This window comes from Magnetovibrio sp. PR-2 (genome assembly GCF_036689815.1).
Lineage (GTDB): Bacteria > Pseudomonadota > Alphaproteobacteria > Rhodospirillales > Magnetovibrionaceae > Magnetovibrio.
In genome coordinates, this window is sequence record NZ_JBAHUR010000014.1 from 1 (window position 1) to 19,384 (window position 19,384).

The 19,384-nt window shown below is 54.1% G+C and carries 11 protein-coding genes; 5 read left to right on the top strand and 6 right to left on the bottom strand.

Annotated elements, in window-relative coordinates; translation table 11 throughout:
* The 5 genes from V5T82_RS14790 to V5T82_RS14810 form a co-directional block, all read left to right on the top strand.
* On the top strand, window positions 1–5,335 hold a 5,335-nt coding region (locus V5T82_RS14790; protein WP_332896434.1), incomplete at its 5' end, for a beta strand repeat-containing protein.
* A gap of 175 nt (window positions 5,336–5,510) precedes the next feature.
* Entirely contained in the window at window positions 5,511–9,143 is a 3,633-nt protein-coding gene (locus V5T82_RS14795) for a hypothetical protein (protein WP_332896435.1), read from the top strand.
* A gap of 185 nt (window positions 9,144–9,328) precedes the next feature.
* On the top strand, window positions 9,329–10,636 hold the full coding sequence (locus V5T82_RS14800; protein WP_332896436.1) for a TolC family protein: 1,308 nt from the start codon (window positions 9,329–9,331) through the stop codon (window positions 10,634–10,636).
* 56 nt (window positions 10,637–10,692) lie between these two features.
* Window positions 10,693–12,402, top strand: a complete 1,710-nt coding sequence (locus V5T82_RS14805; protein ID WP_332896437.1) for a peptidase domain-containing ABC transporter — start codon at window positions 10,693–10,695, stop codon at window positions 12,400–12,402.
* A gap of 1 nt (window position 12,403) precedes the next feature.
* The gene (locus tag V5T82_RS14810) at window positions 12,404–13,681 is read left to right on the top strand and encodes an HlyD family type I secretion periplasmic adaptor subunit (protein ID WP_332896438.1); all 1,278 of its coding nucleotides are present in this window, start codon (window positions 12,404–12,406) and stop codon (window positions 13,679–13,681) included.
* Here the strand turns inward: V5T82_RS14810 and V5T82_RS14815 are convergent.
* The 6 genes from V5T82_RS14815 to V5T82_RS14840 all read right to left on the bottom strand — a co-directional run bounded on the left by V5T82_RS14815 (window position 13,644) and on the right by V5T82_RS14840 (window position 19,245).
* Window positions 13,644–14,711, bottom strand: a complete 1,068-nt coding sequence (locus V5T82_RS14815; RefSeq protein ID WP_332896439.1) for a phosphatase PAP2 family protein — start codon at window positions 14,709–14,711, stop codon at window positions 13,644–13,646. The two genes, V5T82_RS14810 and V5T82_RS14815, sit on opposite strands and share 38 nt — an antisense overlap.
* A 132-nt stretch (window positions 14,712–14,843) precedes the next feature.
* Window positions 14,844–16,340: a glycosyltransferase family protein gene (locus V5T82_RS14820; protein WP_332896440.1), complete on the bottom strand. Its 1,497-nt coding sequence runs from the start codon at window positions 16,338–16,340 to the stop codon at window positions 14,844–14,846.
* A 79-nt stretch (window positions 16,341–16,419) separates the two neighbouring features.
* Complete coding sequence (locus V5T82_RS14825; protein WP_332896441.1) at window positions 16,420–17,070, bottom strand: MBL fold metallo-hydrolase; 651 nt, start codon at window positions 17,068–17,070, stop codon at window positions 16,420–16,422.
* A 205-nt stretch (window positions 17,071–17,275) separates the two neighbouring features.
* Window positions 17,276–18,064, bottom strand: coding sequence for a two-component system sensor histidine kinase NtrB (locus tag V5T82_RS14830; protein ID WP_332896442.1), 789 nt, complete (start codon window positions 18,062–18,064; stop codon window positions 17,276–17,278).
* A gap of 28 nt (window positions 18,065–18,092) precedes the next feature.
* A complete protein-coding gene (locus tag V5T82_RS14835; RefSeq protein ID WP_332896443.1) occupies window positions 18,093–18,482 on the bottom strand; it encodes a hypothetical protein in 390 nt (129 codons plus the stop codon).
* A gap of 94 nt (window positions 18,483–18,576) precedes the next feature.
* A complete protein-coding gene (locus V5T82_RS14840; protein ID WP_332896444.1) occupies window positions 18,577–19,245 on the bottom strand; it encodes a c-type cytochrome in 669 nt (222 codons plus the stop codon).
* Window positions 19,246–19,384: the final 139 nt, after the last annotated feature.

The following is a 19,384-nucleotide window of genomic DNA, read 5'->3' on the forward strand; positions in this document are numbered from 1 at the left end:
CCAAGCCGAAGCGCAAACGGCGGCGCAACAAGCGCAACAAGCGCAACAGTTCAGTTCGCTTGCAAACACAGCCGCTGTTGCGCAAGAGCAGACTTTTCAAGAGGTCCAACAACAATCCGGCAACGCTGACAACGCCGATAATGCCGATACGGCAGATACAGCCGATACGACAGATGAGGGCCAAGACGACGGTCAAGACGACGGCCAGGGCGATAACCAGGGCGATGGACAAGGTGACGGCCAGGGCGACGGCTTAGGAGACGGCCTCGGAGATGGTCAGGGCGACGGCCTCGGAGATGGCCAGGGCGATGGCCTCGGTGATGGCCAAGGTGACGGCCTCGGAGATGGCCAGGGCGATGGCCTCGGTGATGGCCCCGGAGATGGCCAAGGCGAGGGTGATTTCGAATTTGACACAGGATTTGGCACGGACACCGATTACGGTCCGGACACTGGAACCGGCACGGATACTGGGGCAGACACGGGTACCGACACCGACACCGACACAGGTGGTGATGACGACGGTGGCGGAACCGACGATGACGATGGTGATGCACCGAACCAAGCGCCGACGGTGAATAGCGAAATCTTGTCTGATATTTTGGAAGATGCAGCGGCTTTCACGGGGACCGTGACGGGGTCGGACCCGGATAATAGTCCACAAGCTCTGACCTATGCCTTGGGGACTGTCACCGGCGGCAGTGTCACGTTGGATACAACAACGGGCGATTACACCTTTACCCCGACAGCAAACTACAACGGTTCAGCAGGGTTTTCATATACGGCATCGGATGGTGCAGCAACGTCTGATGAGGGCGATGTCAGCTTCAACATCACGGCCGTCAACGATGCACCGGACGTGGCGATGTCTTTTGTAGCGCCCTCGCCAGCCCCGCCCGGCAGTAGCGGGTTGGCCTTTGACGGGTCGAACGATTACGTTGAAATCTCTGACACCAACTACAACAATTTATCTTCCGGTACTGTCGAGGCCTGGGTTTATCTTGATGATTTCGACACCGCCAACATCGTCATGGCGAAGCAAGATGATAACGTCAATACCATGGGTGTGTTGGGTGTTGGCGGGACAGCCGGCAGTTCGTTTTCAAGCACGAGCCAAGGCGCAGTTACTTGGCATGGGCACAATACTGTTGCGGTGGCGGAAAGCACGACAGCCTTGACGGCGGGGCAATGGCATCACATTGCCGTGGTGTACAGCAATACAGAAGCTAGTTTCTATGTCGATGGTTCATGGTCGAACACGGTGAACGGCGACTATTCCATACCCGACGATACGAGCGCCAGCGTGACGACAGCCTTTGGCGGCATTATCGAAAGCGGAAACACACAGCGCGGCACCGAAGCCTTTAAGGGCTGGATGGCCGATGTGCGCATGTGGGATGTGGCACGCACAGCTGCGGAAATCTCCACCAATTACAGCTCGGCTTTAACGGGAAGCGAAAGCGGACTGATCGGCTATTGGAAGATGGACAGTGTGTCCAATGGTTTGATCACGGATTCCAGCACCAACGCCGACGATGGTGTCTTGGGCGGCGCGACGGTGGGCGACAGCGCGGAACCTTCGACGGACGGCATCTATAACGATAGCGTCAGCGAATCGGGCTCATTTACGTTTAATGGTGGGGTGACACATCTGAGTGCGACGGATGTGGATAGTACGGGCACCATAACTTATACGCTTACAGCGACCCCCTCATACGGAACCTTGACCCTCAATAACGTTACATTGAATGTGAGCGATACGTTCACACAGTCGGATTTGGGTTCTAATCTCGTCGCGTATGCTCACTCCGGTGGTTCAACGGCAGATGATTCGTTTAGCTTCACGGCCTCAGACTCAGAAGCCTCTCCGGCAACAAGCGGCACGTATACATTTACCATTGACGTCAATTCATTGGGGACGGGCACATATACGATTGCTTCGGGCGAGGTGTTGAGTATTGCGGGGAATATTACGCCGACAACTGTTGTTAATAACGGAACCTTTGAAGTAACAGCTGGCACAATCACGACACCTTCAACCGTAACCAACAATTCAACGTTGAATATAACGGGCGGGAATTTGAACTCGGCTATCACGAACAGTTCCGGTGGTGTTATCAACATTGATGCTGGTGCTCAATTTGGTTTATTCGGCACGAACATTTCCAATAGCGGCATTATCTATGCAACTGGGGCGGGGCAGGTCACATCACAAAATATTGCCAACAATTCTGGTGGTATCATTGATGTTGCTTCCGGTACGACGTGGCGCGTTGGAAATAACCTTGACCCAATCTTTAGCACAGGCAGCATTGTTCAAGGTCATGGGACCTTTTCCTTGGCAACGTTCAATGGTGCATCCACGACCTATAATGGGATTTGGAATCCGGGAACGGATGGAACCGTTGGCACGCTCAGCATGAGTTCTGTGGATACCTGGAATAACCGTGGCTTTCTCATGAGTTCCAGCACGGTTCTCAATATTGATGTTACCAGTGCTGATAGTGTGGCAGGGACTCAAGGAGGGGGTAACTACGATATCTTGGACTTTACAGTTAGTAATCCTGTTGTCGTAGATGGCACCTTAAATCTCAAGTCTGTTGGGTATACCCCAACCGCGGGAGATACTTTCCATGTCGTGGAATTTCCTACAAATGGTTACGGTAGCGGCACCTTTAGTTCGATCACCCACGATTTCACGACGGGTTATGGATTGGTCGCGACATACAATACAAATAACGTCATGTTGACCGTAGCCACTTCAATCGGCACAGCTGCCAATGATTCATTACATTCGTTTGCAGGCAACGACACCATTGATGGCGGTGCGGGCACGGATAACCTGACGGTTTTGGGGGCTGAGGCCAACTATACATACGGCTTTGATGCCGACGGGGTTTTGACCCTGACGAACTCAGGCGATTCCGACGGTGTGGATACGGTTTCGAATGTGGAAAGCTTGACCTTCACCGATGGCGGTGTCTCCATCACCACTGAAAACGATGAGTTTACCGTCAGCACCAACAACACGGGCCAGCAAGGCGGTTCGGCGATTGCGTTCTTGAATAACGGTGGTCATGTTGTGGTTTGGTATTCCAACCATATGGGGTCCAACGAAATTTACGGACAGCTCTACGATGCTGGCGGTGACACTGTCGGTTCTGAATTCCAAATCAACACAGCCGCCACCGGCAATCAGTTTATGGACGTGCCGAAGGTTCTGGGGCTGCATGATGGCGGGTTTGTCGTGTCTTGGAACGATGACACGATTGATGGCAGCGGCTGGGGCGTTGTGTCCCGGGTATATGATGAGACGGGGATGGGAGGCACCCAATATGTGGTGAACTCCACCACGACGGGGTCTCAGGAACATCCCGCCGTTGCACAAGTCGGCACGAATGAACTGGTTTACGTTTGGGCGGATGGCAACACGGCAACCGATGGCAGCGGTTCGGCAATTGTGGCCCAGCGTTACGATTTATCCGGCAATAAAACCGGCGGTGAGTACGTCATCAATAACGATGTAACAAGCTCTCAAGGCGCGCCGGAAATCACGGATTTGGACAATGGCGGTTATGTCGTGACTTGGCATGACGATAATGCTCTAGACGGCGATTCCTATTCTATCAGAGGGCGGATTTACGACAATTCCCACAACCCCTTGAACACAGGCTTCCAGGTCAACACCCACAGCACTCTGGATCAAACTTATCCCGATGTGGTGGAGCTGGAAAACGGCAACTTCGTGATTGCGTATACCTCCAATAACGTGGATGGAGCTGGGTCCGGGACTTACGGCATCGGCGCGCAAATCTTCACCAATGCCGGAGCGACGGTCGGCTCTGAACTCATTCTCAATTCTACAACGGCAGGAAACCAAGCCACACCGCGCCTTGCTGCGTTGGAAGGCGGCGGGTTCGTCGCCACGTGGGAAGACGGGACGTCCGGCAACGTTTATGCACGCATCTTTGATGCTGCGGGTGCTGGGCAAGGCAACGATTTCCAAGTCAACACCACGACCACCAACACGCAATCGCGCCCCAACGTTGCAGAAACGGCGGACGGTGGCTTTATCGTCACATGGCACACCGGAACCGATGGCGATGTTATGGCGCAGCGTTATGACGAAACGGGCAATAAGGTCGGTCATGCCACATTGACCGGCGATGCGGGTGACAACACGTTCCACATTGCTGCAGGGCAGCTCGGCCTGTCGGTGATTGGCAATGGCGGCAATGACGTTGTGAGCCTGAGCGGGACAGCTGCGGATACGAACATGGTCAAAGTGACGGATGCTGTTGTTTCAGGCGGTGACGCAGACGACATCGTTCTGTTTGGTTCCGCGCTCAGCACCGCGAACACAGATCTGGGCGCTGGCAAGGATACGGTCAAGTTAGGCGACTTCGCCAACACCGAAACCTTCCACAATGTCGAAGAGATCATTGGCGGTACGGCAAGCGATACCATCACCACTGCGACGGCGTGGGCCGTCGGGGACAACGCTGAAGTCGATGGCGGCTCGGGCGTAGATAGTCTCACCATGTCCACCGCGTCCGACAACACCGTTAAGGTCAGGGGTATGGAGTCCATCACCGGCGGCAGCGGCACGGATACGGTTACGTTGGAAGATGGCTCGGACACATTGTCATTGACCAATGTCGAAAATGTTTCAACCAGTGACGGTGATGACAGTCTGACGATCACCAATGCACAATCGGGCCTGTCCATCGATACGAAATTGGGCACCGACAGCGTGACCTTGGGCGATGGCGGGAACACCGTCACCATATCCAATGCCGAAAGCATTACGGGTGGCACCGGGGCCGACAACGTGACTTTGGGTGCTGCGATGAACGGCACGGTCGATTTAGGGGATGGGGCCGATACGTTGAACCTCTTTTCTGCGACCAACAGCATCACGATCACCAGTGTTGAAACCGTCAACGGTGCGGCTGGGCAAGACACGATTGTTGGCGATGCAAATGCCAACGTCATTTCGACCAATGCAGGCAACGACACCATTACCGGCGGTGGCGGTGCGGATAGTTTGACAGGTGGTATTGGGGCGGATGTGTTTAGGTATACAGCGGTTTCAGATTCCGTTGTTGGCAGCGGTGACAGCATTACGGATTTTGCCACGACCGAGGATAAAATTGATATTTCCTCGATTTCTAGCGGTTCGTTTACCCTTGGTACGATCACCAACGCAAGTGGGTTTACCGTTCAGGCGCAACAGACTGGATCTGTAGTCCAATTTGACATTGACGACGATGGTGTTGCTGACATGGAAGTTGATGTTGGCGCCACCACGCTCGCCGTTGGTGACTTCGTGGCTTAATCTTGGGTTGTCCCAAGAATGCTCGTGATTGTATTTCCATTGAGAAATCTTTCATTTCCTTTAAAATCTCCGCAATATGTGATGAAAATCACTTCGTGGTGGGGATGTGCTGCGTATGATCGAAAACATCGCAAGAGAAGCGATACGGTAGAACGCAGACGAATGGAGATGAGTTATGGACGGTTTAACGGATCAGAAAAATCTGGACGCCCGCCTAGAGGGTCATTTGGACACAAGTGTCGAAAACTTGAAATTGGTCAAGCTCGACGATGCCCAGGACGGTCAACTGGTTTTGCCCGGTGACGAAGCGTTTCTGGCGGCTGACTTCGTGCGCGATGGCTATGACTTGATTTTGGACGGCGGTTCCGACGTTGGCCTCATCTTTATCCCCGAATACTTTTCCAGCGATACACCCCCGGCCCTAAATTTGGGCGATGCGGGCATGATTTCTGCGGATTTGGCCGGAAAACTGGCCGGTCCCATGGCGCCTGCGCAAACCGCTCAGATCGGGATTGGGGCTCAACCGACGGTCACAACGGACACCATTGGTGAATCAATCGGCTCCGTCAACGATATTACCGGGACGGTCAACGCCACCCGCGTCGACGGCACCCAAGTGACCTTGGGCCAGGGCGATCCGATTTTTCAAGGCGATGTCATCGAAACGGCGGATGCCAGCAACGTCGGTATTGTGTTTGCGGATGACACGCTGTTCTCGCTCGAAGCGGGCGGACGCATGGTCATGGATGAAATGGTCTATGACCCGGACACGCAAACGGGGGTGTTTGAAACCACCGTGGTCAAGGGCGTGTTCTCGTTTGTCAGCGGCCAATCGGCTAAGGTCGACCCCGACGCTATGGTCATCAACACCCCAAAAACCACCATCGGTATTCGCGGCACGTCCGGCATCGGCAAAACCGGTGTCGAAGAAGAAACGGCCGACGCCGAAGGTCTTGCCGTTTTTGCCGCCGGTACGACGACAGGTGATGGGGCTGAACTGGCCCAAGCGCCCGGCCCGGTGGACTCGTTCGTTTTGATGCCCGATCCCGGCTCCAAATTCGTTGGTGAAGTGGTTATTGGCGGCAAAACTGTGAACACGCCGTTTGGCTCTGTGAACATCGGTGACGGCTTTGTGAGTGATCCTGTGCCGTTGAGCCCGGCGGAAGTGTTGAGCACCTTCGGCGGTGCCATGGTGAACCTGACCAACATTGCAACCAAGCATGCCGAAAACAAAACGCAGCAAGCTGAAAACGAAGCCCGCGAAGCTCAAGACCAAGCCGAGCAACAAAAACAAGAAGCCGAACAAGTCGAAGAACAAGCAGCTGACGCCGAAGCCGAAGCTGCCCAAGCCGAAGCAGATGCCGAGGCTGCTCAGGCCGAGGCCGAAGCCGCCCAAGCCGAAGCCGAAGCCCTAAAAGCCGCGGCAGAAGCCGAACAAGACGCCGCCGCAAAAGCTGAAGCCGAAGCCGCCGCCGCCGAAGCCGAAGCCCGCGCAGCCGAAGCCGAAGTCCAAGCCCAAGCCGAAGCCGAAGCCGCGCAACAAAAGGCGCAAGAAGCCGAAGCCTTGAAAGCCGAAGCCCAGGCGAAATTCGAACAAGCTCAACTGGCTGAACAGCAGGCACAAGAAGCGTTCCAACAACAAGCCCAGGCCAAATCGTTTCAAGAAGCTGTGGTCAAAGATGCTGCACTGCAAAAGCAGATGTTTACGCAGTTTGAACAAACAGGTGAAATTGCCCCCGAACTTGAACAACAGTTTGTGGAACCCGCTGAAGCCTCAGGCGAACAAGACGGGCCAAACAACCCACAAGATGGCGGTCCCGATGCTGGCGACCAAGCCGCTCAGGGGGCATTTGAAGAGGCCATAGCGTCTGGCGGTTCTGAGGAAGATGCCTTTGAAGCCGCAGCCCGTGCCGCTATGGAGGCGGGAGGCGACGAATACGACCCCAACGACCCTGCTGTTCTGGCGGCCCGCGCGGCTTACGAAGAAGCACTAGCCAATGGCGCAACCCCGGAAGAAGCTATGCTGGCTGCGCAAAAAGCGGTTGATCAATTCGAGGTTGAACAACAGCTTCAGGCCAACGCGACAGCTTCTGAGGCGGACAAAACATCTGAAGAGGATGAGGAAAAGACAGAAGAAGACGGTGAAAACGCGGGCCAAAATGAAGGTGATACCGGTTCTGACAGCAATTCAGATTTCTTCTCGAGCTTTGGTGAAACGGAATCTGAAACTGAAGAAAACACCTTTGCCAGCGGAACGCAATCGAGTGGAAGTAGCGCAGGGGCAAACTCCAGTTCAGCTGAGGAGGACACCACAAACAAAACCAAAGTCTCCACGGATGACGATTATGTGGAAACCGACTTCGACCAAACCTATACGATGCCCGATGGCGGCCACTACCAAAAAGGCGGGGACGCCAACACCAACTATTATTTCCACTGGGAAGGTTATTCTGCAGGTGGCGATTACACCATTGAAGACGATGCTGGGGGCTCAAACCAGATGTCGCTCGACACCATGGTGGATATGAAGTTTAAGATTACTGCGGACACGACAACGTCCGGTTCTATGATCGTGTGGGGAAACTATTCTGGCAGTGGGAACAGTTTTGCGGAAATTTCCTACACCGGCATTTCAAAATTCTTGTTGTCCAACGTCACCGTGAACAGTTTCGGCACCAATACGTACGCAACTGAAGAAGGCGGAGACATTCTTAAGCTTTCTGCCCTTTCTGCGGGACAAACCGCTTATGGCATTGCTTTAACGGATGGCGCTGAATCCTACACGATCACTGCGGGGGACCAAATCCTCTTTGCCAACGGGGGTGACGATGATCTGACGTTTGCTCAGACGGGCGATGGCGGCAAAATTTTGGGGAATGGCGGCGCGGATGACTTTTTCATCAACGAATTCACGGATGGGTGGGAGTTTTTAGGCGGATCGGATTCGTCGAATGACACGTTTACATACTCACACGCCTCTACCAACGTGACCGATTCTCTGTATGTCTACTTCGACGATGAAGAGGTCTATGTTCGCGACAGCGGATCCACCAAGCACAATAAACTTGAAATTGACAAGTACGACGACTTCACGGCGTCGAACCAAGCCGATCAAATCCATGTTTATGGCGGGTCCTACAACAAAATCTATGGCGGCACCGGTGATGACACCTTCAAAGCTGATGCGGACATGTTTACGTCCTCTAGCTTCAGCTTGTTAGATGGGGGGGCTGGCGGCGCAGATTCCTTGTCTGTCCAAGTCGCGAGCTCGACCGCTTTTGATCTTTCGGACTACGATGCAAAATTCACCAATTTCGAAACCGTGACCATCACGGGAAGCAGTGCCACGAACAGTATTAGCGTAACGGGTCAAACTTCAACGGCAACGACGTTTGTCGGCAGTAATTATGCCGATACCATGGTGGGTGGTTCTGCTGTGGATACGTTTGTCGGTGGGGCTGGCTTTGACACCTTAACCGGTAATGGTGGGGCCGATATCTTCAGCTACAGTGGTACAAGCCACGGCCAAGATACGATCACGGATTTCACCTCGGGAGCGGATAAGTTCAGTTTTGATAGCACCGCCTTTAGCGGATCGAATAACGCCGGCACGTTGGATAGCATTCACTTTGTATCGGGTTCGGGCGCTGTCGCTGCAGCTAGTAACGATTATTATATCTTCGATACCTCGACCCATATTTTGTATTACGATGCCGATGGCAACGGCACCGGCGCACAAATCGGAATCGCGGATCTTTCATCGAACGGCGGTTCCGTTGCCGCAACGGATATCGTGATGTCTGCTTAGGCCCAGACCGTTCGCTGGTTTCTGATGCGAATCCACTCTGAAAATGCATAGCTAGGCTGCACAAAACTCAAAAAAACCGAGTTTCTATAATTAGTTACACTTTGTTAGGGATTGTTCTTTATTAACGGAAGGTAACTGAATATATTGAGGCCAAGAGTGCCTCATTGGTGTGGTTAGGGTCTGTCGTGAATACCTTGAAATTGTTCAAAAGAACGCTGCTGGGCAGTGTCTTCGTTCTTGGGCTATCTGCACACGCAGAAGCCGGGCCGCTTTTGGACCAAATTACGGATTTAATGGCGACGCACGAACGTATTCGTGCGGCTGAAGCCGATGTCGCACAGGCGCGCTCCAACTTGGAAGTGTCAAAGGGGGATTACTTCCCAACTTTGAGCACCACGGCCCTTTGGGGCAGCGAGAAAATCGCCACCCGCAACAAAGGCAGCACCCAAACTGAAACATCGATGATGGCGAAAGAAGTCGATCTGACTTTGACCCAAAAGGTGTTTGATTTCGGCGTGACCGACGCCGCTGTGAACAGCTCAAAGCTCACGGTGGACCAAACCCTCGCGACATTGGAACAGACTCGTCAGGCATTGCTGCTTGAAGCGTTGAGTGCTCAACTCAACCTCGCCAGTGCCAAACGCGTCCTGGACCATCAGGAAAGTTCCGAAAGCTCCATCAAGCGTCAAACCGAACTGGAAGACGCGCGTGTGCAGCGCGGTTCCGGTTTTTCGACAGACGTCTTGCAAGCCAAAACGCAATTGGCCGGTGCCCAAGCCGCCCGCGTGCGTGCCCAAGGTGCTTTGAAGCAGGCTTTCAACCGCTATCGCGCGGTCTTCGGTTTCATCCCCGATAGTGTGGATGATTTGGAAATTCCGAATTTGGCTGGATTATCGCTGCCCCAAACGGAAGGTGAGATCGTGGATTTGGCCTTGAAAAACAATCCGCAGGTGTTGGTTCAAGCCATTGCTGCCGACATCGCGGATGCTGACGTGAGCAGCAGCTTTGCCAGCGGTTATCGTCCGGCGGTTGAGGCCATTGCCGAAACCAAGAAGAAAAAAGACGTGTCCGGCACGGCAGGGAATAAAACCGAGCATATGCTTAAGCTTGAAGCGACTTTTGACTTCAACTTTGGCTGGACCGCTTCAAACACCTTGCAGGCTGCCAAACACGGCCACTCGGCTGCGGCTAGCCGTTTGAAAGATACCCGCGACACCATCGAAGAGCAGGCCCGCAACGCTTGGCAAGCATTGGAAACGGCGATCGATAACGCTGACTTCTTGCGTAACCAAGCGAACATCGCTGGAGAATTCCTGGAATTGGCCCGTAAAGAACGCACTTTGGGCCAGCGCTCCTTGATTGACGTGCTGTCTGGCGAAACGGCTCACATCAACGCATTGGCTGCGGCGGATCGGGCGGAAACCGATGTTGCCATTGCCAAACTCACCTTGATGAATGTGATGGGCCATTTGGACACTTCCGTGATCCAGTAAGCATGCTAAAGTATGTCCCCTAAGGCGGTTTTTTCTTTTACTTAGCGGGAGTTGTCGTGCGCGAACTCTTCATCCGTTTGAAAGCTTACCCCTCCGTTACCGTTGAGTTGGCTGCGGCTTCGCTGTTCGCCAATCTGTTGGCATTGGCCTCGCCGCTGTTTGTTATTCAAGTGCTTAACCGGTATGTCGCCCATGGGGTGGATTCCACCCTGTTTACGTTGACGGCCGGCGTGTTGATTGCCATCGCCTTCGAAGTTGCCTTTCGCCAAATCCGCCTCACCATCGCAAACGCCTTGTCGCAACCCTTCGACCGCAGCAATGCCGAAGCCGCCTATGACAGCCTGACGCAAGCCCAGGCGGATGTTATGGCGAGGATGAGCGCGGGGCAAAAGCGTCAAGCCGCGGGGGCCGTTGACGCCGTTCAACAGGCTTACAGCGCGCCCAACATGGCGGCGTACTTGGATTTGCCGTTCTCTCTGGTCTTTTTGTTGGCCTTGGCTTTGTTAAGCCCGCCTTTGGCAGGGGTTGCGGTGATCTTCGTCATATTGGTAATTGTGCTGGGGTGGTTAAGCTTAGGGGCAATGAAATCTCCGACCGAAGCGTTGCAGGGCCAAATGAGCACGCGTCAGGGCCTGTTGGATTCAGCCATTATGGACGTCGACACGGTGCGTGCATTTAATGGCGCAGGTTTTTTGACCAAACGCTGGCGTCAAACACAAGACGCTTTGGCTGAAATTCGCGCCACAATTGCGACGCGCCAGGGGCGCTCTCAAAACTTCACCCAAGGAATCCAGGCACTGATGTCCACGTCCATCATTGCCACGGGGGGGATGTTGGTGGTGTCGGGAAACTTGGACGTTGGTTTGTTGATCGGAGCAAATATTTTGGCGGCCAGAACGTTGGCGCCGATTATCCGTGTCACACAAACAGCCAGCGTCATGGCCACCGCGAACACGGCCCGCACCACATTGGAAAATTTAATTAAGCTTCCGCGAGAATCTAAGCAGGGCTCGGCCCTGGGCAATTACAAAGGCGGCATGGAGTTCAAGGATGTGGCCTTCGTTTATGCGGGGCAGCCGACCCCCTTGTTTGAATCGCTCAACCTGCGATTAGAACCCGGTGCGCTGTTTGTCGTCTCGGGGACCAACGGGGCGGGGAAAACGACCTTGTCGCGCCTGCTGGCGGGTTTGTTGATCCCATCGCGCGGGCAAATTTTGGTTGATGGCGTGGATTTGGCACAGGTCGCACCGGAATGGTGGCGCCGTCAGATCATTTATTTACCGCAAGAGCCCAGCTTTTTCTCCGGCACGGTGCGAGAAAACATCTTGGCGTTCAACCCGGATTTAAGCGAGGCAGACCTCAATTCCGTTATCCGCGATGCGGGCTTGGAAAAGTTCTTCGCTGCGTCGCGCGAAGGTTTCGAAATGGCCTTGCGCGGTGGTGGCAAGAATCTCCCCGTGGGGATTCGTCGGCGATTGGCCTTGGCCCGTGCCATGGCCGTTGACGGCCGTTTGGTGATTTTGGATGAGCCATTAGAGGGCCTCGATAGTGAAGGCGCCCAGCAAATTGGACAGTTGATGAGTACCCTGTCGAAAAAAGGCTGCACGATTATTGCGTTTTCACACGATCCGAACATCATCAAAGGTGCGAAGTATATTTTGGATCTGAACTCCAAGCCTGTGCCGCGGGTGCTTCAACGCAATGAACAAAACGGCACGCCTTCCCCCACGACGAGTGCGCAACCCGCAGGGCAGGAGAGCGCTTAACATGAAAAAACCGGAATTGGACATCAGCCGCGAAACGCACTTGTTTTTGATCACCATGATTGGTGCGTTTTTCCTGTTTTTCATATGGTCGTTTGTCGGCCGCTTGGATGTGGTCAGCTTTGCCCAAGGCGAAGTCGTGCCATCGTCCCAAGTTAAAACCGTGCAGCACTTGGAAGGTGGCATCATCGCCGATATTTTGGTGCGTGAAGGCGACCGGGTGAAGGCCGGACAGCCTTTGGTCGCCTTGGAAGCCACAGCCAGCGGTGCCGACGTGCAAGAGTTGAGCGTACGCATGACGGCTCTCATCGCCGATATTGCCCGCCTGCAGGCCGAAGTGGACAATACCGAGATTGTCTTTCCCGAAGGTTTTGAAGCCGAACATTCTATCGCCGCACGTCAAGCCGTTGCCATGTATGACAACCGCAAGCGTCAGTTTGAAAACGATCTGGCGGGTCAGGTCGCTTTGATCGAACAGCGTTTGAACGAAAGCGGTGAAATTCAGGCGCGCCTGGCCAACACGCGCGAAAAGCTCACGTTGCTGCAAGAACAGGTCGCCATCAGTGAAGACTTGCTCAAAGACGACCTCACCAACCGCATGCTCCACCTGAACTTGCTCAAAGAAGTCGCAAACCTAGAAGGCATGATTTCTGAAGACACTTCGGCAGAAAAACGCCTGGCTGCGGCTATTGAGCAAGAGCGTCTGAGCAAGGAAGGTATCGAAAACCGTTTTCGGATTGAGGCGCGCCAGGAACTGGATGATAAAAAACGGTCTTTGGAAGAGTTCACTAACCGTGTGCGCAAGTTCGAAGACAGTTTCCAGCGCTCCGTCCTCACATCACCGGTCGAAGGTGTGGTGATGACCCTTCATGTTGTGACCAGGGGCGGTGTGATCCAGCCGGGTGGTGCCGTCGTTGATGTGGTGCCGATGGGAGACGCCATGGTGGTTGAGGCTCAGCTTCCCCCCCAAGACGTGGGCTACGTCCATGTGGGTCAGCCTGCGCGCGTGCAGCTGGCTTCGGCGGATGGTGGGCGCTTTGATCACTTGAACGGTACAGTGTCCCATATCAGTCCCGACACAGTCGAAACACAAGACGGCAGCACCTACTACAAGGTTCGCATCAAGACGGATCGTGATCACTTCCGCTCGGGTGGCGAAACCTATCGTTTGGTGCCCGGGGTCCAGGTGATGTGTTCCATCGTCACGGGCTCTCGCTCGGTGATGGACTATATGGCATCGCCTTTTATTGGGTCGTTCTCGACGGCGATGCAGGAACGCTAAAGCGCACTTTCCCCAAGGCCCACCAGAGCGCGATTGTCGAAAGGGCCGACACGTAACCGTCCAACGCATAGTGCCAACCCAAATGTACCGACCCGACGATGATCAGGCCGGCGTACCCCCAGGCCAGAAGGCCAAAGACACGGTGATAGGACTTTGCCAGCAGAGCCAACAAAACGACTTGCGCCACATGTAAGGACGGCATGGCCGACAAACCCTCAAATTGACCGTTGATGCCCTGGAAGGCTTGTAACAGGCTTTCTTGCAGCACAATTGCGGTCAGGGGCTCTTTGGCATGGAGCGCGTAGAGACGCTCCATCAAAGGGGCGAGGCCAAAATCATCGTCGTGGATGGCTTCGACATAACAAGGCCCTGCCGAAGCCAATGCAGCGGCAAGAAATGCGCCCAAGACAATCCACAACAAAGCATGCGCCACAATAAAACGCATGCGGCGTTCAGGGTTGGGGTCGAAATACAAGCACGCAAACGGTGCGGAGAAGATCACCACAAACCAGGTGCCGTAAACCCAGTCGATGAACGCCGTGCCCGTGTCAGAACCGAAAACTGCCCACGTGATGCGCCAAGGGTCAATGCCTCCATGAAGGGTTCTGTCCCAGGCGGCAAAAGTGCTATCCCACGAAAAGGGGTCGATAAACGGGATAATGGATTTGAACGAAACGAAGGCGGTCATGAACGGGACGAACAAAACGACAAACAGGCTTAGGCGCACGATCCGGCCGGGCTCAATCAAGGTTTTGAGCGCGCGCACCACTTGGGCGCTGAGCGGGTCTAAAGGATTGTGCCAAAACACGTTGCGCACCACCAACCAGATCGATCCGACCATGAACGTCAACGTGAAAAAGGCACCGACCCGATGAATCAGGTAAGGCACATAATGTGCGTTCACCAAGCTGTTGAAGTTGGCGTATCCGCTGAGCATGGCTGACGGCCGGTCCGTTAACGCTTGCACGGTGATTTCCGCGATGACGATGAAACTGGGGACCAAGATCAGCAGCGGTAGAAATTCCCGCATGGTGGCCCTAAGCCTCAACACATCAAAGTGCGCAAGCCATGTTTTTGAAAGGGTTGGTGTGTGTGTTTGTGGATCAGACATATCGCAGTTTGAATAAGGAATGGACGTCCGCACGTTAGCATTTCTGTGCGATTAACGACAGCTTGGTTCTCCTGCAAGAACGCGTCGGTAGACATCCCACTTGGCACCGGCAATGCCCCAGGGCTCAAACGCGCCTAAAAGCTGGTAGAGATGCTTTGGCGGCCCGTCGGAACTGTCTAAACAATAGGATTGGCGGGGAGACGCATCTGTGCGGGTGACCCGAACAAGCCAGTTGGGCGCGTCGGTGGAGATGTGGTCGAAACGGATATATTCGAATGTATGGTCTTGGTCGTGACGGTTGAGGTAATCCAGAACCATCTGGACACGGTAGGGATGATCGCTCGCGATGCGCACGGTGGAGGACGGCTCTGCGTTCAAAATCAGCGCATTCGCTTGGCTATATAGCCCGCGCCGTGTGTCTTGAAATTGAATGACGGACCACGCGTTTGCGCCGATGAAGGTTAAGAGAATGAGGCCGAACACCGCACTGGCCAGTGTGGACGCCCGGCGCAGTTCCGCCCCAACATCCGCACCAAACAGGCAGATGAACGCAAATTGCGGCAATACGTAACGGGCGAACGGAACGTCCGGTTGGTTGAGGGCTAAATAAAGTGCGGAAACCCCGCCCCATAGGGACAGATAAAGCCAAACGCGCGGGTTCGCGCGTATAAACAACCACAACAGACCGCCGACGATAAAGATCAGCAAAAGTCCGGAATGCAGCCGGGCCATGTCCGTGCCGAAACCGCCTGCGGAATAACTGACGATGTTGTCCCATGCCCCAATAAAGCAGCCCTGGTCCGGACAGAACCAGGCCCGTCCACCGAACCAATCGACGCTGGCCTTTTGTTTCATGCCGTATATGACCAAGCCGAAGATCAGGCCTAAGACACCTGCGGACGGTGCGCCGAAACGCAGGGTTTGGTGCAGCGATAAAAAAAAGCCGTTGCCTGCCTGCATGCGCCCCAAGCCGAAGGCGACGGTCATGAAAAAGACGATGGGCAGAATGGCGAAATGCGACAGGGTCCCCAGCCCCACGGCCAGGGCAAACAGCCAGCGATACGGGCTGGTTTCATGTTCGGCGCGATCGACGGCGCCAAAGGCGATGAAGCTGAACAGAACCATCAGACCGTAGCCCCGGGCTTCTGATCCAAAATGGACTAAGGGATACAGAACGGCGGCTAGCAACATGGCCGTTAACACCCGTCCAGGGCCGCCACGCGCAACCGCCCACCCGGCGGCGATGATGGATAGCGTCCCGCCCACGACCGACAACAGGCGGTACTGCCAAGGTTCGCGGTCCGGTCCCGCCAGGTAAAGATAGAGGGTGTTCAGCGGGTGATTGTTGTCGTGGATGACGGCCCAAAAGGCTTCGTGCCACGCGGACATGGTGGCGGCTAGGTTCAGGGACCAAATCTCGTCTTGCCACAAATCACCGCCGGCACTTTGCAACCGAAGGGCAAAGCCCATGAGAACGATCAGCACCGCTAAAAGAGCGTGCTTGGCCGTAAATGGGTCTTGCAGGTGTTTTGGGCGATGCGACGCCATGTGTGTCCCTTCCTCTCCACCTTCGATAGAGAAGCGGAAGGACTACGGAATTGCAAGTGTTGATAGCTTTTGCTGCGGCTTAACCGACCACATCGTCTCCAACGAACGGGTTGGTCGCGCGTTCTTCGCCGAACGTACCTGCGGGACCGTGGCCGGGAATGAACGTGATGTCGTCCCCCAGCGGCCAAAGCTTGGTGGTAATGGACGCAATCAAGTCCTGGTGGTTGGAGCGATCAAAGTCTGTGCGGCCGATGGAGCCTTTAAATAAGACATCACCAACTTGAGCGATTTTTTCGTTCTTGTGGACGAAGATAATGTGCCCCGGTGTATGGCCTGGGGTGTGGTACACGTCGAGCGTCTCAGCACCAAACGTGATTTGATCGCCTTCCGCAAGCCAGGCGTTGCCGGAGATGTTCTCCCCGTCCGTGATGCCGAACTGGGGGCCGCGCTCGGTCACGGCTGTGGTGAGGTATTCGTCGTCGTGGTGCGGGCCGATGATGGGCGCTTCGGTGTGTTCCGCCAACTTCATGGCACCACCCACATGATCGAAGTGCCCGTGGGTGAGCAAAATCTTTTCGATCTTGATGCCTAAGCCTTCCACCGCGTCTTTCAGCGCGTCGACATCCCCACCGGGATCAATGACGACGCCAACCATGGTGTCTTCGTCCCACATAACGGTGCAATTTTGTTCAAGAGGGGTCACGGGGATGACGGCGACTTTGAGGGTCATGACAGGGAAACTCCAGATATCCGAACGACGAGCAGGTCATATTAGCCACTATATAGCGGTCTTATGGCGCGGCGGCTATTGGATTTTCATGTGAACAACGCTTACAAAAATTCTTTGAGCAAGTTGTCGAGATCTTTTAGGCTAAAGGGCTTTTGCAGGACTTTGGTCCCGCCGGCTTTTTTTGCCACTTCCAGATAATCATGGGTCAGTGTGCGCCCGCTCCGACCTCTTTGGTGGTGTAGAACGGATCGAAGATGTGATCAACGGTTGTTTTGCTCATGCCGACGCCTTGGTCTTGAACGGTGAGCTTGGCATAGGGTTCGGATGCTTTGAGATCAAAGATAGGGTTGCAGACCTCAGATCCATCAACATCGGACAGAGAAATCGACATTTTTCCCTTTCCATCAATCATGGCGTCGCGGGCATTTGTCGCCAAATTCATCATGACAGAAGTCATAGCCGATTCATCAATCATGGCATCGGCGCTTATGTTCGAAAAGTTGTATTCCAAGCGAAGCGTAGAGGGCAGGGCCGGGCGGACGACGTCTAGGATGCGCTCCATCATGTCTTTAACATTGACCTGCTTGCGGTTGGGTTCGGCTTCGCGCGCGAAACTGACCAGGGGTTGCAGGACATCTCGGGCGCGCTCGGCGGCTTCGATGACCTTCTCGAACCGCTTGGCTTGTCGGCTGCCTGGCTCTAAATCCTTTTGGATCACTTCAGAAAGCCCAAGCACAGGCATGAGCATGTTGTTGATGTCGTGGGCAATGCCACTGGCCAGCTGACCGATGGCGGCGACCTTTTGGGCTTGGAACAGCTGGTTTTCGATTTGTACTTTTTCTGTGATGTCGACTATCGACACAGGGATGGAGCGAAACCCTTCAATGGTTTTGGGAATTCGGTAGGTGATAATGGCGTCAATGGAGGCGCCGTCTAGGGTTTTGAAATTGGCCTGAGCTTTAAATTCATCGTCTTCATCCCAGATGGCTTGCAAAGACTGTTGAAAGACCTGAATGGCGTTGTCACCAAACGTCTTGTGAGCGGTCGACCAGTTGTTGCTTTAACTGCTCGCGTTCTTGAGCCTCCAGAGGCATCCAGCGCCTGATGAGAATAAAGAGGACAAGGATGCCCGCCGCCACGTTTACCATTTTGGGTAAAATGATCAGTTCAGGCTGGCCCAGGAGCTCATGAATGGAGGCCGGTAAAAGACCAAATAAGGAGTTGAAAAACAATCCGAAGTAGACGCTTTCAAATACGGTGCGAAAGGCGTCGATGGACAGAATGAACAATAGCAGAATAAGCAACTTATTGGTCGAGGGAACTTTTCTCAACCGAATGAGGTAAATGCTCAAAATCACGAACCAAAGGATCGTGAGAACCCAGTATGACATAGGCGTAATGAGCTCAAACATGATCCCTCTCGACAATGTTTGAAAGTCGGCTGTGTGCTTCCCCTTTTCAAATGATATGATTAATTTGAGCGTTCTGCAAATTCAATCGCGGGCCCTAGTGCTTGAGGACCGCTGCGTTCTTGCCCTGACAGCTGAGGGAAGAAAAGTAAGTCGTGACATCATCGATGTCTTGCTCGTTCAGCTGAAAGGTTTGATTTTGCATAATCGGGTGTGTTCGTTTAGCTTCGGTCGCGTGGATTTGGTCGTTCATGGCGCTCATGCGGAACAGTTTGATCTGTTTCTTTAGGTATGTCTTATCCTGTCTGGCCAAGTTAGGGATGTAAGCACTTGCGCTGACGCCGTCTGTTTCATGACAACCAAAACAGCGCGATGCAATTTTGGGTGCTTCTGCCTGAGTTATCTTGGATGAGCGATTGCTCTGATCAGAAGGTTGGCATGGCATCCGAGTGAGGCTGTCCACCAGCAATCCGATGTCGTCATCGCTTAACGTAACGGCAACCAAAGACATTTTGGGGTCGCGGCGTGCGGGGAACTTTTCGCGCAGGTTTGCGAACTGGGCATTCTTCAGGTGAGAGGATGCGCCTTGGAGGGTGTGCTTAAAATTGCGCAATTGACGGCGCAGATATTCGGACTTTTGTCCTGCGATGGTGGGGAAGCCTGGCTCTTTGCTGATGCCACCTGCCCCATGGCAGTGAAAACAGTCTTGAAGGATTTTTGATATGCCCGCTTGGCCGGTTTGAAGGTCCTCTGCGTGTGCCGTCATGACGAGGCTCGAGAGGGCTAATCCAATGACAATAATGACAATTTTTCGCATGTGCTTCTCAACATCCTAGAGTCGAAAGGCAACGATACCTCCCCCCTTGGATTCGCGCAAATCTGTTGAAGTTTGCTGTCCGTGGAGC

Excerpts from the sequence above, each read along its gene's own strand:
- V5T82_RS14825 (WP_332896441.1), bottom strand. The coding sequence starts at position 17,070 with ATGACCCTCAAAGTCGCCGTCATCCCCGTGACCCCTCTTGAACAAAAT.
- V5T82_RS14820 (WP_332896440.1), bottom strand. The coding sequence starts at position 16,340 with ATGGCGTCGCATCGCCCAAAACACCTGCAAGACCCATTTACGGCCAAG.
- V5T82_RS14810 (WP_332896438.1), top strand. The coding sequence starts at position 12,404 with ATGAAAAAACCGGAATTGGACATCAGCCGCGAAACGCACTTGTTTTTG.
- V5T82_RS14835 (WP_332896443.1), bottom strand. The coding sequence starts at position 18,482 with ATGTTTGAGCTCATTACGCCTATGTCATACTGGGTTCTCACGATCCTT.
- V5T82_RS14815 (WP_332896439.1), bottom strand. The coding sequence starts at position 14,711 with ATGCGGGAATTTCTACCGCTGCTGATCTTGGTCCCCAGTTTCATCGTC.
- V5T82_RS14840 (WP_332896444.1), bottom strand. The coding sequence starts at position 19,245 with ATGACGGCACACGCAGAGGACCTTCAAACCGGCCAAGCGGGCATATCA.
- V5T82_RS14795 (WP_332896435.1), top strand. The coding sequence starts at position 5,511 with ATGGACGGTTTAACGGATCAGAAAAATCTGGACGCCCGCCTAGAGGGT.